At 61.0% G+C, this 23,638-nt stretch carries 21 protein-coding genes; 9 read left to right on the forward strand and 12 right to left on the reverse strand.

Annotated elements, in window-relative coordinates:
* Nucleotides 1-20: 20 nt before the first annotated feature.
* The 9 genes from M2397_RS20520 to M2397_RS20560 all read right to left on the reverse strand — a co-directional run bounded on the left by M2397_RS20520 (nt 21) and on the right by M2397_RS20560 (nt 10,092).
* Nucleotides 21-839, reverse strand: a complete 819-nt coding sequence (locus M2397_RS20520; protein WP_131699137.1) for a phosphoglycolate phosphatase — start codon at nt 837-839, stop codon at nt 21-23.
* Nucleotides 836-1,510, reverse strand: coding sequence for a ribulose-phosphate 3-epimerase (gene rpe / locus M2397_RS20525; protein ID WP_131699136.1), 675 nt, complete (start codon nt 1,508-1,510; stop codon nt 836-838). Before rpe ends, M2397_RS20520 begins: the two co-directional genes overlap by 4 nt.
* Nucleotides 1,511-1,594: 84 nt before the next feature.
* Nucleotides 1,595-2,743, reverse strand: a complete 1,149-nt coding sequence (locus M2397_RS20530) for an iron-containing alcohol dehydrogenase (protein WP_259244318.1) — start codon at nt 2,741-2,743, stop codon at nt 1,595-1,597.
* Nucleotides 2,744-2,860: 117 nt separating this feature from the next.
* Nucleotides 2,861-3,685: an ABC transporter permease gene (locus tag M2397_RS20535; protein WP_017739612.1), complete on the reverse strand. Its 825-nt coding sequence runs from the start codon at nt 3,683-3,685 to the stop codon at nt 2,861-2,863.
* A gap of 12 nt (nt 3,686-3,697) precedes the next feature.
* Nucleotides 3,698-4,945 (reverse strand): ABC transporter permease, encoded by a 1,248-nt coding sequence (locus M2397_RS20540; RefSeq protein WP_131699134.1) that lies wholly within the window; start codon nt 4,943-4,945, stop codon nt 3,698-3,700.
* 92 nt (nt 4,946-5,037) lie between these two features.
* A complete protein-coding gene (locus tag M2397_RS20545) occupies nt 5,038-6,078 on the reverse strand; it encodes an ABC transporter substrate-binding protein (RefSeq protein ID WP_131699133.1) in 1,041 nt (346 codons plus the stop codon).
* Between the two features lie 44 nt (nt 6,079-6,122).
* Nucleotides 6,123-7,235, reverse strand: coding sequence for an ABC transporter ATP-binding protein (locus tag M2397_RS20550; RefSeq protein WP_053131173.1), 1,113 nt, complete (start codon nt 7,233-7,235; stop codon nt 6,123-6,125).
* Between the two features lie 214 nt (nt 7,236-7,449).
* The gene (locus M2397_RS20555) at nt 7,450-8,079 is read right to left on the reverse strand and encodes a response regulator transcription factor (RefSeq protein WP_027605903.1); all 630 of its coding nucleotides are present in this window, start codon (nt 8,077-8,079) and stop codon (nt 7,450-7,452) included.
* Between the two features lie 18 nt (nt 8,080-8,097).
* Nucleotides 8,098-10,092, reverse strand: coding sequence for a histidine kinase (locus M2397_RS20560; protein ID WP_259244319.1), 1,995 nt, complete (start codon nt 10,090-10,092; stop codon nt 8,098-8,100).
* Nucleotides 10,093-10,169: 77 nt separating this feature from the next.
* Here M2397_RS20560 and M2397_RS20565 point away from each other — a divergent pair, with 77 nt between their 5' ends.
* Complete coding sequence (locus M2397_RS20565; protein WP_259244320.1) at nt 10,170-11,144, forward strand: alpha/beta hydrolase family protein; 975 nt, start codon at nt 10,170-10,172, stop codon at nt 11,142-11,144.
* A 44-nt stretch (nt 11,145-11,188) separates the two neighbouring features.
* Here M2397_RS20565 and M2397_RS20570 read toward each other — a convergent pair whose 3' ends face one another.
* The 3 genes from M2397_RS20570 to M2397_RS20580 are packed head-to-tail and all read right to left on the reverse strand — an operon-like array spanning nt 11,189 to nt 13,654.
* Complete coding sequence (locus M2397_RS20570) at nt 11,189-11,956, reverse strand: TerB family tellurite resistance protein (protein WP_259244321.1); 768 nt, start codon at nt 11,954-11,956, stop codon at nt 11,189-11,191.
* A gap of 1 nt (nt 11,957) precedes the next feature.
* A complete protein-coding gene (gene murU, locus M2397_RS20575) occupies nt 11,958-12,632 on the reverse strand; it encodes an N-acetylmuramate alpha-1-phosphate uridylyltransferase MurU (RefSeq protein ID WP_131699128.1) in 675 nt (224 codons plus the stop codon).
* Nucleotides 12,629-13,654 carry an aminoglycoside phosphotransferase family protein gene (locus M2397_RS20580; protein WP_259244322.1) on the reverse strand — a complete coding sequence of 342 codons (1,026 nt, stop codon included), beginning with the start codon at nt 13,652-13,654 and terminating at the stop codon, nt 12,629-12,631. Before M2397_RS20580 ends, murU begins: the two co-directional genes overlap by 4 nt.
* 130 nt (nt 13,655-13,784) lie before the next feature.
* Between M2397_RS20580 and M2397_RS20585 the strand changes: the two genes are divergently transcribed.
* The 8 genes from M2397_RS20585 to M2397_RS20620 all read left to right on the forward strand — a co-directional run bounded on the left by M2397_RS20585 (nt 13,785) and on the right by M2397_RS20620 (nt 23,569).
* Nucleotides 13,785-16,559 carry an LPS-assembly protein LptD gene (locus M2397_RS20585; protein ID WP_131699126.1) on the forward strand — a complete coding sequence of 925 codons (2,775 nt, stop codon included), beginning with the start codon at nt 13,785-13,787 and terminating at the stop codon, nt 16,557-16,559.
* Nucleotides 16,534-17,874, forward strand: coding sequence for a peptidylprolyl isomerase (locus M2397_RS20590; protein ID WP_027605910.1), 1,341 nt, complete (start codon nt 16,534-16,536; stop codon nt 17,872-17,874). Before M2397_RS20585 ends, M2397_RS20590 begins: the two co-directional genes overlap by 26 nt.
* Nucleotides 17,871-18,860, forward strand: a complete 990-nt coding sequence (pdxA, locus tag M2397_RS20595) for a 4-hydroxythreonine-4-phosphate dehydrogenase PdxA (RefSeq protein ID WP_259244323.1) — start codon at nt 17,871-17,873, stop codon at nt 18,858-18,860. Before M2397_RS20590 ends, pdxA begins: the two co-directional genes overlap by 4 nt.
* Entirely contained in the window at nt 18,857-19,669 is an 813-nt protein-coding gene (rsmA, locus tag M2397_RS20600; RefSeq protein ID WP_184744971.1) for a 16S rRNA (adenine(1518)-N(6)/adenine(1519)-N(6))-dimethyltransferase RsmA, read from the forward strand. The genes pdxA and rsmA overlap by 4 nt, the downstream gene beginning before the upstream one ends.
* 103 nt (nt 19,670-19,772) lie before the next feature.
* A complete protein-coding gene (apaG, locus tag M2397_RS20605) occupies nt 19,773-20,153 on the forward strand; it encodes a Co2+/Mg2+ efflux protein ApaG (protein ID WP_145336835.1) in 381 nt (126 codons plus the stop codon).
* Nucleotides 20,153-21,004 carry a symmetrical bis(5'-nucleosyl)-tetraphosphatase gene (locus tag M2397_RS20610; RefSeq protein ID WP_131699123.1) on the forward strand — a complete coding sequence of 284 codons (852 nt, stop codon included), beginning with the start codon at nt 20,153-20,155 and terminating at the stop codon, nt 21,002-21,004. Before apaG ends, M2397_RS20610 begins: the two co-directional genes overlap by 1 nt.
* 29 nt (nt 21,005-21,033) lie before the next feature.
* Nucleotides 21,034-21,363 carry a thiosulfate sulfurtransferase GlpE gene (gene glpE, locus M2397_RS20615; RefSeq protein WP_131699122.1) on the forward strand — a complete coding sequence of 110 codons (330 nt, stop codon included), beginning with the start codon at nt 21,034-21,036 and terminating at the stop codon, nt 21,361-21,363.
* A 283-nt stretch (nt 21,364-21,646) separates the two neighbouring features.
* Nucleotides 21,647-23,569, forward strand: coding sequence for a PrkA family serine protein kinase (locus M2397_RS20620; RefSeq protein WP_003194732.1), 1,923 nt, complete (start codon nt 21,647-21,649; stop codon nt 23,567-23,569).
* The last annotated feature ends 69 nt before the right edge of the window (nt 23,570-23,638 follow it).

Here is a 23,638-nt window from a genome sequence, read left to right on the forward strand (position 1 = left end):
CAGGGTGCGGCCAGGATCAGTCAGGCGCGCCAACGCCAACGGGCCAGGGCCTTGATGACTTTCATCCAGAGTTTGCGAGTGACCACCACGATGGAATTTCCAGAAGAGGACGGATCGATGTCGGGCAACGTTATCTCAGCGCCAGCTCCCAAGCAACCGGGGATTAGCAGTCTCAGGTCATCAATCACCAGCGACGGCGACTCTTCGGCGATCGGACGGCCATGGTTGTAGCCGTAACTCAGGGCCACGCACTGCACGCCGGCCGCTTTCGCCGCCAGCACGTCACTGCGCGAATCGCCGACAAACAACGACTGGGACGCCGGAATATTGGCCATTTTCATCACGAAAAACAGCGCCGCCGGGTCGGGTTTCTTCTGCGGCAAGGTATCGCCCCCGATGATCCAGCGGAAATAACGGCCAATTTTCATCTGGTCCAACAGCGGCGCGACGAAGCGCTCCGGCTTGTTGGTGATCAGGGCCATTTCCACGCCCTGCTTGCTCAGCCATTTGAGGGTGTCGCGCACGCCAGGGTAAACCACGGTCAGTTCGTGGCTGCGCTCATAGGCTGCGTTGAACAGCTCCAGGGCGTGCTCGGCCTCAACCTCATCGACACCTTCGGCATCGATCTGATTGGCCAGGGCCCGGCGCACCAGCATCGGCGCACCATTGCCGACCCATTCGCGTACTGACGCAAGCCCCGCCGGCTTGCGCCCAAGCTTGAGCAGCATCTCGTCCACCGCCGCCGCCAGGTCTGGCACCGAGTCGATCAAGGTACCGTCCAGATCGAACATCACCAGCCGTGGCAGTTTGCCGGGGAACAGCTGCTCAAAGCCGCTCATGGACGCGCCAGCGCCAGTTCGGCGCGCATCTTGGCGATGACTTCCTGATAGTCCGGGGCGTTGAAGATCGCCGAGCCGGCCACGAAGGTGTCGGCACCGGCAGCCGCGATTTCACGGATATTGTTGACGTTGACCCCACCGTCGATTTCCAGGCGGATGTCGCGGCCCGACGCATCGATCAGCGCACGGGCTTCGCGCAGCTTGTCGAGGGTGCCGGGGATGAACTTCTGCCCGCCGAAGCCTGGGTTGACGCTCATCAGCAGCACCATGTCGACCTTGTCCATCACGTACTTGAGCACGTCCAGCGGGGTGGCCGGGTTGAACACCAGGCCGGCCTTGCAACCGCCTTCACGGATCAGTTGCAAGGTGCGGTCGACGTGCAGCGAGGCTTCCGGGTGGAAGGTGATGTAGGTCGCGCCGGCTTCAACGAAGTCACCGATGATGCGATCCACCGGGCTGACCATCAGGTGCGCATCGATCGGCGCGGTGACGCCGTACTTGCGCAGCGCCGCGCAGACCATCGGGCCGATGGTCAGGTTGGGCACGTAGTGGTTGTCCATGACATCGAAGTGCACGAAGTCGGCACCGGCGGCCAACACCTTGTCCACTTCCTCACCCAGGCGGGCGAAATCGGCGGAGAGAATCGATGGAGCAATAACGAAGGGCTGCATGACGCACCTTTTTTGAGCTAAATCACGAAGGCGCGCATTGTATACCTCATGCTTTGCCCTGCGCACCGTGACCTAACTCAACGGCTAGTACGCCGCCCGATAGATTTTCTCGATATCGGCCGCGCTGAGCTTGCGCGGGTTGTTACGCATCAAGCGCTCGATACCCGCCGCTTCCGTGGCCATCGCCGGGATGGCGTCCTCGGGAACCCCGAAACTGCGCAGGCCGGAAGGAATCTCCACGGCGGCACACAATCGCGTCATCGCCTCGACGGCCTGGTCGGCGGCATCGTTGACACTCAGGCCGCTGACATTCACGCCCATGGCCTGGGCGATGTCCTGCATGCGCTCGACACAGGCCAGTTTGTTCCAGTGCATCACGTACGGCAGCAACAGCGCATTGCTCACGCCATGGGCGATATTGAACCGTCCTCCCAGCGGATACGCCAGCGCATGCACCGCGCCCACCCCGGCATTCCCGAACGCCATGCCAGCCATCAGGCTGGCGGTGGCCATATCATCGCGGGCCTGCAGGTTGGCCGGGTTGGCGTAGGCTTTGGGCAGCGCCTTGGCGATCAGCTTGATCGCACCGAGGGCCAAGGCATCCGTGATCGGCGAGGCGTTCAGGGATAGGTAGGACTCAATGGCATGCACCAGCGCATCCACGCCACTGGCGGCGGTGACACTGCGTGGGCAGGTCAGGGTCATTTGCGGGCTGATCAGCGCGACGTCCGGCAGCAGGTAGTCGCTGACGATGCCTTTCTTCAACTGCGCGACCTTGTCGGAGAGGATCGCCACATTGGTCACTTCCGAGCCGGTACCGGCCGTGGTCGGGATGGCGATCAGCGGCGGGCCTTTGCGCGGCACCTGGTCGACGCCGAATAAGTCCGCCAGGGCGCCGTGGTAACCGGCATAGGCGGCAACGCTTTTGGCAATATCGATGGCACTGCCGCCACCCAGGCCGATCAGGCCGTCGTGGCCACCGTCGCGGTACGCCTGCATGCAGTCTTCGACGATGGAGATTTCCGGGTCGGGCAGCACGCGGTCGAAAATCTCGTAAGGGCGTTCACCCAGGTGTTCGAGCGCCAGCGCTACCGTGCCGGACTTGACCAGCGCCGCGTCGGTGACAATCAACGGGTTATCCACATCCAGGCGCGTCAGTTCAGCAGCGAGTTGCTCAATGGCGCTAGCGCCAGTCAGCAGTTTGTGGGCGATCTTGAATGAGGAAGTACTCATGTGCGCGGCCTCTTATCGGTGATGGGCTGGCACAAGAGTAGCTGACTGGATCGGGTTGTCTTCCATTCAGGCGCTGAATGGTCACAGCCCCCCTGTGGGAGGGGGCTGTGCTGGGCTTTAGACCTGGGCTGTGCGCAGTTTCTCGCTACGCCCACGTAGCCACTCCAGGGTCAGCAACAGCAACACCGAGAAGGCAATCAGCAAGGTCGCCGCCGCCGCAATCGTCGGGCTGAGGTTTTCGCGGATGCCGCTGAACATCTGGCGCGGCAGGGTCGCTTGCTCGGGGCCGGCGAGGAACAGCGTCACTACTACCTCATCGAACGAGGTGGCGAAGGCAAACAGCGCGCCGGAGATGACCCCCGGTGCAATCAGCGGCAAGGTCACCCGACGAAACGCCGTCAATGGCGAGGCGCCCAGGCTGGCGGCGGCCCGTACCAGGTTATGGTTGAAACCCTGCAGGGTCGCAGACACGGTGATGATCACAAACGGCACCCCAAGCACGGCGTGCACCACGATCAGCGAGAAGAAACTGTTGCCCAGGCCCAGCGGCGCAAAAAACAGGTAGCTGGCCACACCGATAATCACCACCGGCACCACCATCGGCGAAATCACCAGGGCCATCACCAGCGCCTTGCCGGGGAAATTGCCGCGGGTCAGGCCGATCGCCGCCAGGGTGCCGAACACCATGGCCAGCACCGTGGCCGCCGGGGCGACGATGATGCTGTTCTTCAACGCACGCATCCATTCCGCCGAGGCGAAGAAATCCTGGTACCAGTGCAGCGAGAAACCTTGCAACGGATACACCAGGAAACTGCCGCTGTTGAACGACAGCGGGATGATGACCAGCACAGGCAATATCAGGAACAACAGGATCAAGCCGCAGAGGATCCGCAAGCTGTAGAACCACACCCGTTCTACTGGTGACATATAAGGGCTCAGCATCGCAAGGTCTCCTCAGCTCAGGCGCAGGCGGCTGGCGCCCACCAGCCAGTTGTAGATCAGGTACAGCACCACGGTCGCCAGCAGCAGCAAACCGCCCAACGCCGTCGCCATACCCCAGTTGATGCTGGTGTTGGTGTAGAAAGCCACGAAGTAGCTGACCATCTGGTCGTTCGGGCTGCCCAGCAGCGCCGGGGTGATGTAGTAACCAATGGCCAGGATGAACACCAACAGGCAGCCGGCGCCGACACCGGCATACGTCTGAGGGAAGTACACGCGCCAGAAGCTGGCGAACGGGTGACAGCCCAGGGAGATGGCCGCACGCATGTAAGTGGGCGAGATGCCTTTCATTACGCTGTAGATCGGCAAAATCATGAACGGCAGCAGGATATGCACCATGGAGATGTAGACCCCGGTGCGGTTGAACACCAGCTCCAGGGGTTTGTCGATCAGGCCGATGCCCATCAGCGCGCTGTTGATCAGCCCGCCGGATTGCAGCAGCACGATCCACGCCGCCACACGCACCAGGATCGAGGTCCAGAACGGCAGCAGCACCAGAATCATCAGCAGGTTACTTTTGCGCGCCGGCAGGTTAGCCAGCAAATACGCCAGCGGATAAGCCAGTAACAGGCAGATGGTGGTGATCACCAGGCCCATCCAGAAGGTGCGGGCGAAGATGTCCAGGTAGATCGCCTGGTCCGGGGTGGCCGGGGCCACTTCACCAAGGTCGTCGATGCGGTGATCGACGGCCGCCAGCAGGTAGAACGGTGTCAGGCTGCTGGTATTGCGCCGGATCGCCTGCCAGTACGCCGGGTCGCCCCAGCGTTCGTCGAGGTTTTCCAGCGCTGCTTTATAAGAGGCAGGCGCTTCGGTAAACGGCAGCGCCCGCGCGGTTTTGGTCAGCAGGCTGCGATAGCCGGCCAGTTCCATGTTCAAGCGTTTGGACAGATCGCCCAGGGTCTGGTTTTTGCGCGCCTCGCCCAGGTCCTCACTCAGAGCCTGATACACCGGTTCACCCGGCAGACCACGACCGTCCCAGGCCGTCACCGCCACCACGGTGCGCGGCAGACCGCCCACCACTTCCGGGTTGCCGACGCTTTTAAACAGCAGCGCAACAATCGGCACCAGGAACACCAGCAGCAAAAACAGCACCAGCGGCGCAATCAAGGCCTGGGCCTTCCAGCGATTGAGCCGCTCGGCACGCGCCAGGCGCTGCTTGAGGGTGGGGCTGTTGACCTCGTTCGAGGGAACGGCGATGGCCATGGCTGACTCCGAAACTTGAAAATGAATGCAATCTTTCACACGCAAGAAATCCCCTGTGGGAGGAGGTTGCCCCCCCACAGGGTTATGCGGTGTTACTTGGCAGCCCAGGAGTTGAAGCGCTGCTCCAGCTGCTCGCCGTTATCGGCCCAGAAGCTCACATCGATCTGCACCTGATTGGCGATGTTCTCTGGCGTAGTCGGCATATCCTTGAGGATGTCCTTGGCCAGCAACGGCACGGCTTGGGTGTTGGCCGGCCCGTAGGCGATGTTTTCCGAGTAGGTCTTCTGCTGCTGCGGCTGCACCGAGAAGGCGATGAATTTCTTCGCCGCTTCGGCACGGTCCTTGGCCAGGCCTTTAGGGATGGCCCAAGCGTCGAAGTCGTAAATGCCGCCGTTCCACACCACTTTCAGGTTGCTTTCTTTTTGCACGGCGGCGATGCGGCCGTTGTAGGCCGAGCTCATCACCACGTCACCCGAGGCAAGGTATTGCGGCGGTTGTGCGCCGGCTTCCCACCATTGGATCGACGGCTTGAGTTCGTCGAGCTTCTTGAACGCACGGTCCTGGCCATCTTTGCCGGCCAGCACTTTGTACACGTCCTTCGGCGCCACGCCGTCGGCCATCAAGGCGAATTCCAGGGTGTACTTGGCGCCCTTGCGCAGGCCGCGCTTGCCCGGGAATTTCTTGGTGTCCCAGAAATCCGCCCAACTGGTTGGCGCAGAAGCCAGTTTGTCCGCGTTGTAGGCCAGAACGGTCGACCATACGAAGAAGCCCACGCCGCACGGCTGAATCGCACCCTTCACATAGTCGGCGCTGTTACCGAACAGTTTCGGGTCCAGCGGCTCGAACATGTCTTCGTCACAGCCGCGGGACAATTCCGGCGATTCCACTTCCACCAAGTCCCAGGACACGCTCTTGGTGTCGACCATGGCTTTGACCTTGGCCATCTCACCGTTGTACTCACCGGCGATAATCTTGCCGTTGCCCGCGCTTTCCCACGGTGCATAGAAAGCCTTGACCTGTGCAGCCTTGTTCGCGCCACCAAAGGACACGACGGTCAGGTCCGGACCGGCCATGGCTTGTGTCGCGCCCATCAAGCTCAGGGCCAGGACGGAATATTTCAGGGATCTCAACATTGTTGTTCTCTCCACGTGCAGGGTTGGTGAAGCCATGGGGGCGATCAATTCGCCTCTAGAAGTGGGTCGAGTGCGCGAACGTGCTCGACTTGCCAGCCAATCGGTACCACGTCGCCGACCGCCAGGGCCGGGTCCAGCTCGGCGATCGGTTGTTTCACAAAAAAATCGGCCTTGCCGCAGACTTCCAGGCGCACACGCACGTGGTCGCCCAGGTAGATAAATTCCGCCACACGCCCGGAGAAACGGTTGACGCAGCTTTCGCTGGAGCCATTGAGGCTGACACGCTCGGGGCGCACCGACAGGGTCACCGGGCCGCCAATCTGGCCGACGTTCACCGCCAGCGCCTCGACCTTCTCGCCGCGCGCCAGCTCTACCACGCAGCGCTCGCCGGTATGGCTGTGCAGGCGGCCATTGAGGCGGTTGTTTTCACCGATGAAGTTGGCGACGAAAGTGTTTTTCGGCTCTTCATACAATGTGCGCGGCGCGGCGATCTGCTGGATCTCGCCCTGATGGAACACCGCCACGCGGTCGGACATGGTCAAGGCTTCGCCCTGGTCGTGGGTCACGTACACCACGGTCACGCCGAGGCGCTGGTGCAGGTGCTTGATCTCCATCTGCATGTGTTCGCGCAATTGTTTGTCGAGGGCGCCGAGGGGTTCGTCCATCAGCACCAACTGCGGCTCGAACACCAGTGCCCGGGCCAAGGCCACACGCTGTTGCTGGCCGCCGGACAGTTGCGCCGGATAGCGCTGGGCGAAGGCGTCGAGCTGGACCATGCTCAGCACGCGTTTGACCCGCTCGCTGATATCGGTCTTGCTCAAGCCCCGCACCGACAGCGGGAACGCGAGGTTCTCGGCAACCGTCATGTGCGGGAACAGTGCGTAGTTCTGGAACACCATGCCGATGTCGCGCTTGTGCGGCGGCACGTTGTTGATCGAGCGCCCGGCCAGCTGGATTTCGCCGGCGGTCGGCGTTTCGAAGCCAGCCAGCATCATCAGGCTGGTGGTCTTGCCCGAACCGGAAGGCCCGAGCAAGGTGAGGAACTCGCCCTTGCGAATCTCCAGGTTGAGGTCTTTGACGATCAGGTTCTCGCCGTCGTAGCTCTTCTGCACGCCACGAAAGCTGACCAGCACATCATTTGAATCCGCCTCGCTCATACCCGCACCTTTGTGTTTTGGACTGCTGTGGCACAAGCGTAGTCCAGGCGCGAGCCCCCGGAAATCGGGGGCCAGGAGAGAATCGCATCAGCCGGATGGAAGGTTTGGGGTAGGGATCGCCCTACACGGATGGCGGGGATTGAACAGTGCCCCGGCGGCGTACGCCGAGAATGGCTTTACCGGGGCTCAAGGCCTGTCGCAAACAGGCATGGCGTCACAACAGCTTGTGTTCCATCGCGTACTTCACCAGCTCCGCCAGGGACGTGATATTGAGCTTCTGCATCAGCCGCGCTTTGTGAGTGCTGATGGTCTTGCTGCTCAGCGCCAGTTGCTGGGCGATGTCATTGACGTTGGCGCCCTGGGCCAGGCGCTCGAACACTGAGAATTCACGCTCGGACAGCAGCGAATGCAAGGGCCTCGAGTCGGTCAGGCCGACCTCGAAGACCATGCGGTCTGCCAGGTCCGGGTCGATGTAGCGCCCGCCGGCCGCGACCTTGCGAATCGCCATCAGCAGCAGCGCCGGGTCGCTGTCCTTGGTGGCGTAACCCGCCGCGCCCACCTTCAAGGCGCGGGCGGCCATTTGCGCCTCATCGTGCATCGACAGCACCAGGATTGCCGGCGGATTGCTCAAGGCGCGAATGCGCGCAATCGCTTCCAGGCCATTGACGCCGGGCATCGAGATGTCCAGCAACACCACCTCGCAAGGCACATGGCGCAAGGTCTCCAGCAACTGCTCGCCATTACTCGCCTCGCCCACCACCAGCAGGTCTTTGGCCAGGCCGATCAATTGCTTGATGCCTTCACGAACAATGGTGTGGTCTTCGGCTACCAGTACACGGATCACAAGGGCGTCCTCTTATCGTTATGCATCCAAAGGCACCGTGACACTCAAGGTGGTGCCCTCGCCCAATTGACTGTCCAGGCTCAGTTGCCCGCCCATGATCAGCACCCGCTCGCGCATCCCCACCAGGCCAAACGATACCGGGCGCCCCTGGGCCTGGACGAAACCGACGCCATCGTCGCTGATGGTCAGCCGCAGGTCGTTGCCTTCCAACGCCAGGGTCAGCTCGACAGTATGCGCCTGGGCATGGCGCATCACATTGGTCAGCGCCTCTTGCAGGATACGGAACAGGCCGATGGCCTTGGCATCACTCAAGGTCGGCAGGTTATCCGGTACCTGCACCAGGCAGGGGATTTGCGTGCGCGCTTCGAAACGCCGCGCTTGCCATTCAATCGCCGAGGCAATACCGGCATCGAGAATCGGTGGGCGCAGCGCCGTCGCCACGTCCCGCACCAACTGGAACAGTTGGGCGATCAGGCGCTTCATGCTGTTCAAGCGCTCGTGCAGGCCAGGATCCAGTTGCGCGTAGGACAGCTCGCACATGGAGGTTTCCAGTTTTAGCACCGTGAGCATTTGCCCGAGTTCGTCGTGCACTTCCCGGGCGATGCGGGCCTTTTCCTCCTCGCGCACGGTTTCCAGGTGAGCGGACAACTCGCGCAGTTGCGCTTCACTTTGCATCAACGCGGCCAGGGTGCGGCGCAGTTCGGTGACATCGTTCAGGTAGACCACCAGGTACTCGGCCTCGGCAAATCGCAGAAAGCTCAAGGACACGTTGGCCGGCAGGATGCTGCCATCGGCGCGCAAACAATCGGTGGCGAAATTCTGCGGCCCCTCTTCGCTGGCCCGTGCGCGCTTCCATAGGTTGAGCCAACGGTCCATATCCAGGGTCGGGTCGAGGTCGACCAGCGGTCGTTCGATCAGTGCGCCGGGCTCGTAACCGAGCATGCTTTCGGCCGCACGATTGGCGTAGCGCACATGGCTATCCCAATTGACCCACAGGATGCCGACGGTGCTTTGGTCGATGGAAAACTGCGTCAAGCGCAGCGCTTCGGCACCGGCGGCACGGGCCGCGCTTTCTTCGCGGGCAGCCAGCAGGTCATGCTCCAGCACGAGTTGCTGGCGGCGCAGCCAGAACACCACCGCCAGGCTGGCGAGCAGAAACAGGCCGAGGAGCAGGCTGAGGTTCTGCCAAAGGCCCTTGGATTCGGATAAACGTGGATATTTGGGTTGCAGCCAGCGACTGTGCAGTTGATCCAGGTCGCGGGCCGGGATGGCGCTCAGGGCACTTCCCATGATGCTGGCCAGTTCAGGCCAATCCCGGCGAGTAGCCACCCGCAGCAATTGCGGCAGGCCGATGTCCCCCACCACCGCCAGCCCGCTGAACTCCGCCTCTGCGGACAAGCGGCTTAATTGCGCTTCATCCACAACGGCATAACGCGCCTGCTGGCTGACCAACAATTGCAAGGCCTGGCGCTCCATGGGCACGCCTTGCAGATTGAGGCCGGGGTAGGTACTGCGCAGGTAATCGGCCACGGCGCTGGGCATGCGCACGGCAACACGGGATTGATCGTCGAGCTTCTCCAGGTCCACGGCACCACCGCCCTCGCGAATGCCGACAATATGTTGAGGCACACGCATATACGGGTCGGTGAACTGCCACAGGCGCAAACCGGCCGGGGTTTGCTGCAGGCCGGGGGCAATGTCCACCTCGTCGTCGCGTACCGCCGCTTCCAGTTGTTCCTGATCAGGGAAGTTGCGCCAGGTCAGCTCGATGTTCAGCGCCTTGGCCAGCCATTGCATCAGCTCGACATTCGCCCCGGACAAGCGCTGCAGACGCCGGTCGTATTGCGCGTAAGGCGCCTGCAACACCACGCCCACACGCAACTCCGGGTGCCGGGCCAGCCATTCGCGCTGCTGCGCATTAAGCTGCGCCTGCGGTGCGGCAGGCGCGGGGGAAGCGTTTGCCATCAAGGCAAGGCACAAACAGCCGATAACCAGCAGACAGCGAAAACCCATGATCCACGTCTCACATCACTGACAAATACTGACCAACCCATTAGGCTGCTGGAATCACTTCTGGCCGGAAATCAACGATGTCCTATCGAAACCGTTCGGCACTGCCAGCATTGTGCCTGTCACTGCTGTTTACCAGTGCCTTTTCTGTGCAGGCTGAAGACGCACCGGCACCGGCTGCCGAAAAACCCGTCGAACGCCAGCCCCTGCCCGAGCGTAGCCAGGAAGAGGCCAGCGCGCTGGAACGCAAAATTCCGCAGCAGGAACAACAACAGTTGCAGGCCGGCAGTGATTCATTCCTTGCCCTGTGGAAACCGGCCAACAGCGCCGAGCCCGAAGGTGTGGTGATTATCGTACCGGGCGCCGGCGAAAATGCTGACTGGCCGCAAGCAATCGGTCCGTTGCGACAGAAATTGCCGGATGCCAATTGGGGCAGTCTCAGTCTTTCGCTACCGGACGTGAGCGTAGACACCCTGCCGCCGCGCGTCATGGAAGCGCCCAACGCCACCGTCGACACCAGCAGTAAAGAAGCGAGCACCGCCGACAAACCGATCGAGCAAGCTGCCAGCGCCGAGGCGGAAGGCACCGACCCGGCGGTGGTGCCGGGCGCCGACGAGCAGGACAAGACCGACGCCTCGCGCATCTTTGCGCGCATCGATGCCGCCGTGGCCTTTGCCCAGACCCAGAGCGCACGCACTGTGGTGCTGGTGGGCCATGGCACCGGCGCCTGGTGGGCGGCGCGTTACCTGAGTGAAAAACAACCCTCCCAGGTGCAGAAGCTCGTGATGGTCGCGGCCAAGACACCCACCGGGCGCCATCCCGACGTGCAGCAACTGGCCCCCGGCCTGAAACTGCCGACCGCCGATGTCTTCTATCAGGACAACGCTCAAGCACGCAAAAACGCCCTGGCACGCGCCCAGGCCGCGAAGCGTTTGAAGAATGATGGTTATAAGCAGGTGTCATTGAAGACCCTGCCCGGCAACAACGCCGCCGAGCAGGAACAGTTGTATCGCCGGATTCGCGGCTGGTTGAGCCCGCAGGCCAGCGCCGACTGAGGATCAGCGCAAAACCAATGTGGTTATCCGTGAAAGAGTGGCCTCTAACGGAAATCCCGGCGCTCGCGAATCAACGCATAGGCGTTGTGCAGTTCACGGGTGCGCTCGGTCGCCTCACGCACTTGCGCAGGGCTGGCACCACTGCCGGCCACCTTGTCCGGATGGTGACGGCTCAGCAGACGGCGATAGGCACGCTTGATGGCCGAGGGCTCTGTGGTAGCTGTCACACCGAGCAAGCGCAACGCTTCCTGATAGGTCGTACCGCGATTGACCAGCGGCTTGCGCTCAGGAGTGTAGTCGGCCGCCAATGCCTGGAGCTGTTGCGGTGTCCAGCCCAACCACTTACCCCACAGGTCGATCAAATCACGCTCGGCGTCATCCGCCTTGCCGTCCGCCCAGACCATCCGCCAACACGCACGCAACACACCTTCCGCCGCATGGGGTTGGGCCTTGAGCACACGCAGGTAGCGGCGTACCCGGTCGGAACCGGATTTGCCTCGGTTGAACGCCGCAATCGCGCGGCGCTGGGCCGACTCGGTCATGTCCAGCGAGCGCATTTCTTGCCGCGCCTGCTGGATATGCCCATCCACCACACGCCCATTGCTTTTAGCCAGGCGCCCGAGCAACACAAACAATAACTCGTCATTGCGTAACGCCGGACGCCCGCCCAAGCGCTCGCGCAACTGTGCCCAACTGTGCAGTTGCATGCGGCGATCCAGCGCCTGCCCCAACAGCGCACCTAACAAGGCCCCCGGAATACTGGCAATGGCAAAGCCAGCCCCGGCGCCGATCAGCGTCCCTGGCCACAACATGCTACTGCCCCGCTGTCAGCAGGGTTTCGACGTGCGCCAGGCGCTCCAGCGTGCCGACATCAATCCAGTGTCCCGCCATGTGTTCCCCCGTTACCAAACCTTTCGCCATGGCCGCACGCAGCAGCGGCGCCAGCTTGAAGGCACCGGCGCTGCAACCCTCGAACAGCCGGGGGTCTAGCACTGAAATGCCACTGAAGGTCAGGTTATCGGCACCGGGCGCCGCATCATGAAGCAAGCCCTGATCAAGGTAGAAATCACCACCCGAGGGATGATGTGCCGGGTTGTCGACCATCACCAGATGGGCCAGGCCCTGGAGCGGTTGCTTGAGCCGGGTGAAGTCGTAGTCGGTCCAGATATCGCCGTTGACCACCAGGAACGGCTCATCCCCCAGCAACGGCAGCGCCTGAAAAATCCCGCCACCGGTTTCCAGCGGTTCGCCCTCCGGGGAGTAGCGGATGCGCAGGCCGAACTGCGCACCATCGCCCAGATAGCTTTCGATCTGCTGGCCGAGCCAGGCATGGTTGATAACGATATCGGTGAAACCGGCCTTGGCCAGCGCCTCCAGGTGGTACTCGATCAGGCGCTTGCCGCCGGCCTGCACCAACGGCTTGGGGGTGTGCAACGTGAGCGGACGCATCCGCTCGCCTTTGCCGGCGGCCAGGATCATGGCCTTCATACGCTAGCCTCTGCAGGTTGGCGCAGGCTGGTCAGTAACTCAGCCAGCTCGCTCAACTCCGGACGATCGGCCAGCACCGCTTCTATATAAGCAAAGAAGCGCGGTACATCGGCCAGATAGCGTGGCTTGCCGTCACGATGGCAAATGCGCGCAAAGATGCCGATGACCTTGAGATGGCGCTGCACGCCCATGAGATCGCTGGCGCGCAGGAAGTCTTCGAAATCCGGCTGTACCGGAATGCCGACCTGGGCCGCACGCTCCCAATAGCTGCGTTGCCATTCGCGTACGCGGGCCTGGGGCCAACTGAGGAAGGCGTCCTTGAACAGGCAGGTGATGTCGTAGGTGACCGGACCATACACTGCATCCTGGAAATCCAGCACGCCAGGGTTCGGCTCGCTGATCATCAGGTTGCGTGGCATATAGTCGCGGTGCACCAGCACGTTGGGTTGCGCCAGGGCGCTGTCGATCAAGTGATCGCTGACACGCTGCCAAAGTGCCTGCTGCTGAGTATCCAGCTCGATACCCAAGTGTCGGCGCACGTACCATTCAGGAAACAATTCGAGCTCGCGTCGCAGCAAGGCGACGTCATAGCTGGGCAGTGGCGCGTCCATCGGCAACTGCTGATAAGCCAGCAAGGCGTCGATGGCATCAGCAAACAACTGATCGGCGTTTTCGTCGTTTATCACGTCCAGATAGGTTTTTCTGCCCAGGTCATTGAGCAAAAGAAAGCCTCGGGGCAAGTCTTGCGCATAAATTTTCGGAACATTTATTCCCGAAGTGGATAGCAAATACGCGATATCGACGAAAGGTTTGCAGTTTTCCTGGGGGGGTGGCGCGTCCATTATCACGAAAGTTCGACCGCCGCCGTCCCAACGGAAATAGCGCCTGAAACTCGCGTCGCTGCTGGCCGCAGTCAATGTGGCCGGGGGTACGGCACCCCAGCCTTGAGCGTTGAAAAGGATCGGCAACTGCTCATCCAGCCAGACTTCCAGCTGTTGTAAACGTAGATCTTGCTCGGGCATTACAAGGGTCTCCGACGGCGCTAGCCGTCAAGCGGGGCATGCTTTATTATCACGCATCTTTTTCAGACCATCGAGAGGCGTGCGGCCCAAACCGCGGGCAGATGGCACGCAGGAAGCCCGGACTAATAAGATGGCATTGAAATCCCCCGCGTTTCGTAGAAAATTTCCGTTGCTGGTAACCGGCAGTCTGCTGGCCATGCAACCCTTCGCCACCTCATTCGTGGTCGCCGCGGAACAGTATGACTGCTCAGTCTCTGCTTCGGGTGCCTGGGACTGCGCGCCGAAGACCGCCGCCGCCCCATTGCCACCGCGCCCGGTGCATGACGGCGCGGCCGTCAGCTCGGCCAACAGCACGGCGCAGGCCGACGCTGGCGGCAGTGCCGAAGCCGAGCCGAAGACCGCACTGGTCACCGAGTCCAAGGGCCGTGGCCTGCGTTCGCGCAGCGCCGACTACAGCCACTTGGACTGGGTGCCTCGCGAAAAGTTGACCGCAGCCCAGCTGGCAGAAACCGGTCCTTACTGCGGCGGTGCGTACATCGAGCCAACTCGTCCTGGCATGAACGACAAGACGAACAAAAGCGATGCGCCCACCTTCATCGGTGCCAAGGCCTCTCGTTACGAGCAGGAACAACAAGTCGCAACCCTGGCCGGTGACGTCGTCATGCGCCAGGGCAGCATGCAGCTGGAGTCGGAAGAAGCCAGCCTGTATCAGGCCGAGAACCGTGGTGAGCTGAACGGTAACGTGCGACTTCGCGACAACGGTGCCTTGATCGTCGGCGACCACGCCCAGGTTCAGCTGGACACCGGCGCGGCGCAGATCGACAACGCCGAATACGTGATGCACAAGTCGCGTATCCGCGGTAACGCGCTGTACGCCAAGCGCGCCGAAAACGCGATCATCCGTCTCAAGGACGGTACGTACACCACCTGCGAGCCGGACAGCAACGCCTGGCAGCTCAAGGGCAACAACATCACGTTGAACCCGGCCACCGGTTTCGGTACGGCCACCAACGCGACGTTGCGGATCAAGAACATCCCGATCCTGTACACCCCTTACATCTATTTCCCGATCGACGACCGTCGTCAGTCCGGCTTCCTGCCACCGAGCTTCAGCACCGGCAGCGAAACCGGCTTCACCCTGGTCACGCCGTACTACTTCAACCTGGCGCCAAACTACGATGCCACGTTGTACCCGCAATACATGACCAAGCGCGGCATGATGATGGAAGGCGAATTCCGCTACCTCACCAAGTCCAGCGAAGGTCAGTTCGGCGGCGCGTACCTGAACGACGACAGCGACGAACGCAAGCTGCAGACCGATTACGACAAAACCCGCTACATGCTCAATTGGCAGCACAAAGGTGGCTTGGATTCGCGTGTACTGACCCAGGTCGACTACACCAAGATCAGTGACCCTTACTACTTCCAGGACCTCAAGTCCTATCAGGAGGGTGTTGAGAGCCGGACCTTCGTCAACCAACAGGGCTCCGTGGCCTATCGCGGCGACTCCTTCCAGGCGCGCTTGAATGTCCAGGCTTATCAGCTGGCGACGATTTCCCAGATCACACCGTATGACCGGCTGCCACAGATCACCTTCAATGGTGCCCTACCTTACAGCCCGGGGGGCTTGCAGTTCGCTTATGAAACCGAAGCTGTAAGATTTGATCGGGATCTTGAGAACGGCGACTTCACCGATAAAGACGGTGTCACCAGCGCTCGACTGGATACCAACGTGAGGGGCCTGACCCGCGCAAACGGCACGCGCCTGAACCTGGCACCGAGCATTTCGCTTCCGCTTAATACGACGTACGGTTTCATCACGCCGAAGCTGAAATACGTTTACACCAAGTACGACCTCGATCTCGATACCATCGGCAAGAACTCGCTGGCTGCTGGGGACGAATTCAAAAGTTCTCAAAGCCGCGCCGTTCCAATTGCCAGCGTCGACAGCGGCCTGTACTTCGACCGCAACACCAACTGGTTCGGCAAGGAATATCGCCAGACCCTGGAGCCGCGTGCGTTCTACCTTTACGTTCCAAACAAAGACCAGAGCGATATTCCTGTCTTTGATACCAGCGAGTACTCGTTCAGCTACGCCTCGCTTTTCCGTGACAACCGCTTCAGTGGTTCCGACCGCATCGGCGATGAGAACAAACTGTCGCTCGGCCTGACCAACCGCTGGATCGAAGAAAACGGCTTCGAACGTCAACGCGTCAGCGTCGGCCAGGCTGTGTATTTCAAGGACCGCGAAGTTCAACTGCCGGGCGTGCTGGCAGCCGACCGTGCCGATGCGCAGTCCGATGTATCGCCTGTTGCGCTGGACTACGAGTTCCGCTTCAACCGCGACTGGCGCGCCACTGCCGACTACAACTGGGACACCGAGGAGCACAGCCCTCGTTCCGGTAGCGCGATGCTTCACTACCAGCCGGAAGACAACCCGAACAAGATCATCAACGTCGGTTATCGCTATCGTAACGACCAGGTCGTCTACAACCAGCTGACCGGCAAATGGCAGTTCGGCGGTGACTACGGACAGCCAGGCGATCCGAACTTCGTGAAGGATTACTACAAAATCCAACAACACGACTTCTCGATGATGTGGCCGATCATTCCCCAGTGGAACCTGATCACCCGCTGGCAGTATGACTACGCTCGCAACCGTACCCTGGAAGCCTTCGGTGGTTTCGAGTACGACAACTGCTGCTGGAAACTGCGCGTCATCAACCGTTACTGGGTTTCCAACGACGAATACAGCCAGATCGCCCCGCTTAACGAAAAGGGTGACCACGGGCTCTTCCTGCAGATCGTCCTCAAAGGACTCGGCGGCCTGACCGGCGCCAAGGTAGAGAGCTTCCTCGACAAAGGCATTGAAGGTTATCGTGAACGTGAAGACCAAGCTTTCTGATTGTCTGCGCCCGCTAGTGCTGGGCGCGCTGTTCCTGGGCACCGTATCGGCTCACGCTGCGGTTCAGCAACTGGATAAAGTAGTGGCCATCGTCGATAACGACGTGATCATGCAAAGCCAACTGGACCAGCGCGTCAAGGAAGTGCAGCAAACCATCGCCAAGCGTGGCGGTGGCGTGCCACCTACCAGCGTGCTGGACCAACAGGTACTGGAGCGCCTGATCGTCGAAAACCTGCAACTGCAGATCGGCGAGCGTTCCGGCATCCGTATTTCGGACGAAGAACTGAACCAGGCGGTCGGCACCATCGCTCAACGCAACAACATGAGCATTGATCAATTCCGCGCAGCCCTGGCCCACGACGGTCTTTCATATGAAGACGCCCGTGACCAGATCCGCCGCGAAATGATCATCAGCCGTGTGCGTCAGCGTCGCGTTGCCGAGCGAGTTCAGGTGTCCGAGCAGGAAGTGAAGAACTTCCTGGCCTCCGACTTGGGCAAGATGCAGCTTTCCGAAGAACTGCACCTGGCCAATATCCTGATCCCGACCCCGGACAGCGCCAACTCCGAGCAACTGAATGCGGCAGCGGCGAAAACCCAGGCTATCTATGATCGCCTGAAAGCCGGTGCTGACTTTGCCCAGATGGCCATTGCCCAGTCCGGCAGCGACAACGCCCTTGAAGGTGGCGATATGGGCTGGCGTAAAGCTGCTCAACTGCCACCTCCGTTCGACCGTGAACTGAGTGCCATGGAAGTGGGTGGCATCACCCAGCCAGCCCGCACCCCAGGCGGCTTCATCATCCTGAAGTTGCTGGAACGTCGCGGTGGCGAGACCTCGCTGAAAGACGAAGTGCATGTTCGTCATATTCTGGTCAAACCAAGCGAAATTCGCACCGAAGCACAAACCAAGGAACTGGCCCAGAAGATCTATGACCGCATCGAAAGCGGTGAAGACTTTGCCACCCTGGCCAAGAGCTTCTCGGAAGACCCGGGTTCCGCCCTCAACGGCGGCGACCTGAACTGGATCGACCCGAAAGCCTTGGTGCCCGAGTTCCAGCAGGTGATGGCCGATACTCCGCAAGGCGTACTGTCCAAGCCGTTCAAAACCCAATATGGCTGGCATGTGCTGGAAGTCCTTGGCCGTCGCGCCACCGACAACACCAGCCAAGCCCGCGAGCAGCAGGCTCTGAACGTACTGCGTAACCGCAAATACGACGAAGAGCTGCAAACCTGGCTGCGTCAGATCCGTGACGAAGCCTACGTGGAAAACAAGCTGCCAGGCGCCGAGCAAACAGGCACCGACCAGGCAGCTCCGTGAAACCCCAGCGTTTCGCCGTGACACCCGGCGAGCCGGCCGGCATTGGTCCAGACCTGTGCCTGCTGCTCGCCTCGCAGCCCCAGCCTCACCCCCTGATTGCCATTACCAGCCGCGACCTCCTCCTTGAGCGGGCCGCGCAGCTGGGTGTGGTCGTCAATCTGCTGGACGTGGCACCGGGCAACTGGCCCGACCTGCCGGCAGCCGCTGGCAGCTTGTATGTGTGGAACACCCCGCTGCACGCCAAGGTCGTTGCCGGAAAACTCGACAAGGCCAACGCGGCGTTCGTCCTGGAAACCTTGACCCGCGCGGGGCAAGGCTGCATCAACGGCGACTTCGCCGGCATGATCACCGCGCCAGTCCACAAGGGCGTGATCAACGAATCGGGCATTGCGTTTTCCGGCCATACCGAATTCCTGGCCGAGCTGACCAACACCGCTCAAGTCGTCATGATGCTGGCCACACGCGGCCTGCGGGTCGCCCTGGTGACCACGCACCTGCCATTGCGCGACATTGCCGACGCCATCACCGCCGAGCGTGTGGAGCGCGTTACGCGCATCCTGCATGCCGACCTGCAACAAAAATTCGGCATCGCCCAACCGCGCATTCTGGTATGCGGGCTCAACCCCCACGCCGGCGAAGGCGGACACTTGGGCCATGAAGAAATAGACATCATTGAACCAACCCTGGAGCGTCTGCGCCAAGAAGGCATGGACCTGCGCGGCCCACTGCCAGCAGACACTCTGTTTACCCCAAAATATCTGGAGCACTGCGACGCAGTGCTGGCGATGTACCATGACCAGGGGCTGCCGGTGCTGAAGTACAAAGGTTTCGGCGCCGCGGTCAACGTGACGCTGGGCCTGCCGATCATCCGCACCTCCGTCGACCATGGCACCGCCCTGGACCTGGCGGGCAGCGGCAAGATCGATACCGGCAGCCTGCACGTGGCCCTGGAAACCGCCTATCAGATGGCCGAGACCCGTATATGACCGAGCATTACCAACACCGGGCGCGTAAGCGCTTCGGGCAAAACTTCCTGCACGACGCTGGCGTGATCGACCGTATCCTGCGCTCCATCCATGCCAAGCCAGAAGACCGTCTGCTGGAAATCGGCCCGGGCCAGGGCGCGCTGACCCAAGGCTTGCTCGCCAGCGGCGGCCAACTGGACGTGGTTGAACTGGACAAGGACCTGATCCCCATCCTCAACCAGCAGTTCGCCAACAAGCCCAACTTCAACCTGCATCAGGGCGATGCACTGAAGTTCGACTTCAATACCCTCAACGCCGCGCCCAACAGCCTGCGTGTGGTGGGTAACCTGCCGTACAACATCTCCACGCCGCTGATTTTCCACCTGCTGAACAACGCCGGGATCATCCGCGACATGCACTTCATGCTGCAGAAAGAAGTGGTGGAACGCCTGGCCGCCGGCCCTGGTGGTGGTGATTGGGGTCGCCTGTCGATCATGGTTCAGTACCACTGCCGCGTCGAACACCTGTTCAATGTCGGCCCGGGTGCGTTCAACCCACCGCCGAAGGTCGATTCGGCCATCGTGCGCCTGGTGCCTCACGCCGTACTGCCGCACCCGGCCAAGGATCACAAATTGCTGGAACGCGTGGTACGTGAAGCGTTCAACCAACGCCGCAAGACCCTGCGCAACACGCTCAAGGCGCTGCTGAGCAACGCCGAGATCGAAGCCGCCGGCGTCGACGGCAGCCTGCGCCCCGAGCAACTGGACCTGGCCGCGTTCGTGCGTCTGGCCGACCAGCTTGCCATCCAGCCTGCGCCGTCCGCCGACTGAAGCACCCAGGCATGGCCAGACACATGTCTGGCCTAGTGCCCACCTCTTGGCCTAGACTGATCCGCATCTGCTGTCCTCCGCTTTTGCTTTTAAGGCCTCTTGCATGTCCGATCCTCGCTACCAGATCGACGTCAGCGTCGTCACCCGCTTCCTGGCGGACCAATCGCAACCTGAACAGAACCGCTTCGCCTTTGCCTACACCATCACGGTGAAAAACAACGGCCAGGTGCCGGCCAAGCTGCTGTCACGCCACTGGGTGATCACCGACGGTGACGGTCAGGTCGAGGAAGTTCGCGGCGCAGGCGTTGTCGGCCAACAACCGTTGATCGACATCGGCGCCAGCCACACCTACAGCAGCGGCACGGTAATGACCTCCAAGGTCGGCACCATGCAAGGCTCGTATCAGATGAAAGCCACTGACGGCAAACTGTTCGACGCCATCATCAAGCCTTTTCGCCTCGCCGTACCAGGGTCCCTGCACTGATGGCAACGTACGCGGTCGGCGACCTGCAAGGCTGCCTGGAGCCCCTCAAGTGCCTGCTTGAACGGGTGGCCTTCGACCCGGCGAATGATCGCCTGTGGCTGGTAGGCGACTTGGTCAATCGCGGCCCCGAGTCCCTGGAAACGCTACGTTACCTGTATAGCGTGCGCGATTCCCTGGTGTGCGTACTGGGCAACCATGACCTGCACCTGCTGGCGGCCGGCAGTAACATCGAGCGCCTGAAAAAGGGCGATACCTTGCGCGAAATCCTCGAAGCGCCAGATCGCGCGCAACTGCTTGACTGGCTGCGCCGGCAAAAGATCATGCATTACGACGAAAGCCGCAATATGGCCTTGGTCCATGCGGGTATCCCGCCGCAGTGGACGCTGAAAAAAGCCCTCAAGTGCGCCGCCGAAGTCGAAAACGCCCTGGCCGATGACAGCCTGTACACCGCCTACCTCGACGGCATGTATGGCAACGAGCCAGTGAAGTGGGACAACGACCTCACTGGCGCGGCCCGCCTACGGGTGATTACCAACTATTTCACACGCATGCGCTTCTGCACTGCCGAGGGCAAGCTGGACCTCAAGAGCAAGGAAGGCGCCGACACGGCGCTGCCCGGCTACAAACCGTGGTTTGCCCACAAGGAACGCAAGACCCGCGACACCAGGATCATCTTTGGTCACTGGGCGGCCCTTGAAGGCAAGTGCGACGAACCTGGCGTGTTTGCCCTCGACACCGGCTGCGTGTGGGGCGGCGCCATGACCTTGATGAACATCGACACCGGCGAGCGCCTGAGCTGCCAGTGCGAATCTCCCCTTCCCGTTACACTGCCAGCTGCCGCCAAACGCTAGTCCCCGCAGCCATGCACAAGGAGCCCACCATGAGCGAATTCAAACGTATCCCTCCCGAACAAGCCCAAGCCCTGCGCGAGCAAGGTGCGGTGGTGGTCGATATCCGCGACCAGCCTACTTACGCCGCCGCTCACATCGCCGGCGCCCAGCACCTGGACAACGTCAACATCGCCGATTTCATCCGCGCCGCCGACCTTGACGCGCCGGTGATCGTGGCCTGCTACCACGGCAATTCCAGCCAAAGCGCCGCCGCCTACCTGATCAGCCAGGGCTTCTCCGACGTCTATAGCCTGGACGGCGGCTTTGAGCTATGGCGTACGACCTATCCTGCAGAAATTTCATCCGGCGATTCGCAATAATTTTTTTCACACACCGCTACCCCGCGTGACGCTTGGGCTCGCGCCGTTTCTGACGAACGGCGCAGGCAAACTAATTGCTCATCGTCCCTTGCCCTCTCCGATTCCGACTATCCTTAAGCGCAGGCCATCCGAATCAGGGGAGAGCCGGTACACCGGCGTGCGGGTCATCGGTAGCGTTTAGGGTGTTCTGGGGGGAAAACGGCCATTGGCGTTCGTCAATGACTGCCAGCATCGACTGATAGATCCGGCGTCGGCTCCACGTATCGAGCGAGGTGACGACGTCATGAGTATTTTTAGCCACTTCCAACAACGCTTCGCATCCACACAGCAGGAAGAACTCACGCTTCAGGAGTATCTCGAGCTGTGCAAACAGGATCGCAGCACCTACGCGTCTGCCGCCGAACGCCTGCTATTGGCGATTGGCGAGCCGGAGCTGGTGGAAACCGCCAATAATTCGCGCCTGTCGCGAATATTTTCCAACAAGGTGATCCGCCGCTATCCGGCCTTTGAAGACTTCCACGGGATGGAAGAATGCATCGACCAGATCGTCTCCTACTTCCGCCACGCCGCTCAGGGCCTGGAAGAGAAGAAACAGATCCTCTACCTGCTCGGCCCCGTTGGCGGTGGTAAATCGTCCCTGGCCGAAAAACTCAAGCAACTGATCGAGAAGGTGCCCTTCTACGCCATCAAGGGCTCACCGGTCTTCGAGTCGCCCCTGGGCCTGTTCAACGCCACGGAAGATGGCGCGATCCTCGAAGAAGACTTCGGCATCCCACGACGTTACCTCAACACCATCATGTCGCCCTGGGCCACCAAGCGCCTGGCCGAGTTCGGCGGCGACATCAGCCAGTTCCGCGTGGTGAAACTCTACCCGTCGATCCTCAACCAGATCGGCGTGGCCAAGACCGAACCGGGCGATGAGAACAACCAGGACATTTCGGCGCTGGTGGGCAAGGTCGATATCCGTAAACTGGAGGAATTCCCGCAGAACGACGCCGACGCCTACAGCTACTCGGGTGCACTGTGCCGGGCCAACCAGGGCCTGATGGAATTCGTGGAAATGTTCAAGGCGCCGATCAAGGTGCTGCACCCACTGCTCACCGCCACCCAGGAAGGCAACTACAACAGTACTGAAGGCCTGGGCGCGATTCCGTTCACAGGGATCCTGCTGGCTCACTCCAACGAATCGGAATGGCACACCTTCCGCAACAACAAGAACAACGAAGCCTTCATCGACCGGATCTATATCGTCAAGGTGCCGTACTGCCTGCGGGTCAGCGATGAAATCAAGATCTACGACAAGCTGCTGTTCAATAGCTCACTGGCCAAGGCCCACTGCGCACCCGACACCCTGAAGATGCTCGCCCAGTTCACCGTGCTGTCGCGTCTCAAGGAGCCGGAAAACTCGAATATCTATTCGAAGATGCGTGTGTACGACGGCGAAAACCTCAAGGACACCGATCCCAAGGCCAAGTCGATCCAGGAATACCGCGACACAGCGGGCGTGGATGAAGGCATGAACGGCCTGTCGACGCGCTTTGCGTTCAAGATCCTGTCCAAGGTCTTCAACTTCGACCCCCACGAGATCGCCGCCAACCCGGTGCACCTGCTGTATGTGCTGGAGCAGCAGATCGAACAGGAACAATTCCAGGCGGAAACCCGCGAACGCTACCTGCGCTTCCTCAAGGAATACCTCGCGCCGCGCTACATCGAGTTTATCGGCAAGGAAATCCAGACCGCGTACCTGGAGTCCTACAGCGAGTACGGCCAGAACATCTTCGACCGCTACGTGCTGTATGCGGACTTCTGGATCCAGGACCAGGAATACCGCGACCCGGAAACCGGCGAAATCCTCAACCGCGTAGCGCTAAACGAAGAATTGGAGAAGATCGAAAAACCCGCCGGCATCAGCAATCCGAAGGATTTCCGCAACGAAATCGTCAACTTCGTACTGCGCGCCCGCGCCAACAACAACGGCAAGAATCCCACCTGGCTCAGCTACGAGAAGCTGCGGGTGGTCATCGAGAAGAAAATGTTCTCCAACACCGAGGATCTGCTGCCGGTCATCAGCTTCAACGCCAAGGCCAGCAAGGAGGACCAGCAAAAACACAACGACTTCGTCACACGAATGGTCGAGCGCGGCTACACCGACAAACAGGTACGACTGCTCTCCGAGTGGTACCTGCGGGTTCGCAAATCGCAGTAAGGCAGCGATAGGCGTGCACTGCCAGGTCATGGGCCTGGCAGTTGACCGCTTGTCTCTAAGCTTCCAGCT

Origin of the sequence: Pseudomonas sp. BIGb0381 (assembly GCF_024809815.1) — a bacterium.
Classification (GTDB): domain Bacteria; phylum Pseudomonadota; class Gammaproteobacteria; order Pseudomonadales; family Pseudomonadaceae; genus Aquipseudomonas.

What these genes read in the sequence shown, in the direction of transcription:
- M2397_RS20520 (WP_131699137.1), bottom strand. Translation starts at nt 839, where the DNA reads ATGAGCGGCTTTGAGCAGCTGTTCCCCGGCAAACTGCCACGGCTGGTG.
- rpe (WP_131699136.1), bottom strand. Translation starts at nt 1,510, where the DNA reads ATGCAGCCCTTCGTTATTGCTCCATCGATTCTCTCCGCCGATTTCGCC.
- M2397_RS20530 (WP_259244318.1), bottom strand. Translation starts at nt 2,743, where the DNA reads ATGAGTACTTCCTCATTCAAGATCGCCCACAAACTGCTGACTGGCGCT.
- M2397_RS20535 (WP_017739612.1), bottom strand. Translation starts at nt 3,685, where the DNA reads ATGCTGAGCCCTTATATGTCACCAGTAGAACGGGTGTGGTTCTACAGC.
- M2397_RS20540 (WP_131699134.1), bottom strand. Translation starts at nt 4,945, where the DNA reads ATGGCCATCGCCGTTCCCTCGAACGAGGTCAACAGCCCCACCCTCAAG.
- M2397_RS20545 (WP_131699133.1), bottom strand. Translation starts at nt 6,078, where the DNA reads ATGTTGAGATCCCTGAAATATTCCGTCCTGGCCCTGAGCTTGATGGGC.
- M2397_RS20550 (WP_053131173.1), bottom strand. Translation starts at nt 7,235, where the DNA reads ATGAGCGAGGCGGATTCAAATGATGTGCTGGTCAGCTTTCGTGGCGTG.
- M2397_RS20560 (WP_259244319.1), bottom strand. Translation starts at nt 10,092, where the DNA reads ATGGGTTTTCGCTGTCTGCTGGTTATCGGCTGTTTGTGCCTTGCCTTG.
- M2397_RS20565 (WP_259244320.1), top strand. Translation starts at nt 10,170, where the DNA reads ATGTCCTATCGAAACCGTTCGGCACTGCCAGCATTGTGCCTGTCACTG.
- M2397_RS20570 (WP_259244321.1), bottom strand. Translation starts at nt 11,956, where the DNA reads ATGTTGTGGCCAGGGACGCTGATCGGCGCCGGGGCTGGCTTTGCCATT.
- murU (WP_131699128.1), bottom strand. Translation starts at nt 12,632, where the DNA reads ATGAAGGCCATGATCCTGGCCGCCGGCAAAGGCGAGCGGATGCGTCCG.
- M2397_RS20580 (WP_259244322.1), bottom strand. Translation starts at nt 13,654, where the DNA reads ATGCCCGAGCAAGATCTACGTTTACAACAGCTGGAAGTCTGGCTGGAT.
- M2397_RS20585 (WP_131699126.1), top strand. Translation starts at nt 13,785, where the DNA reads ATGGCATTGAAATCCCCCGCGTTTCGTAGAAAATTTCCGTTGCTGGTA.
- rsmA (WP_184744971.1), top strand. Translation starts at nt 18,857, where the DNA reads ATGACCGAGCATTACCAACACCGGGCGCGTAAGCGCTTCGGGCAAAAC.
- apaG (WP_145336835.1), top strand. Translation starts at nt 19,773, where the DNA reads ATGTCCGATCCTCGCTACCAGATCGACGTCAGCGTCGTCACCCGCTTC.
- M2397_RS20610 (WP_131699123.1), top strand. Translation starts at nt 20,153, where the DNA reads ATGGCAACGTACGCGGTCGGCGACCTGCAAGGCTGCCTGGAGCCCCTC.
- glpE (WP_131699122.1), top strand. Translation starts at nt 21,034, where the DNA reads ATGAGCGAATTCAAACGTATCCCTCCCGAACAAGCCCAAGCCCTGCGC.
- M2397_RS20620 (WP_003194732.1), top strand. Translation starts at nt 21,647, where the DNA reads ATGAGTATTTTTAGCCACTTCCAACAACGCTTCGCATCCACACAGCAG.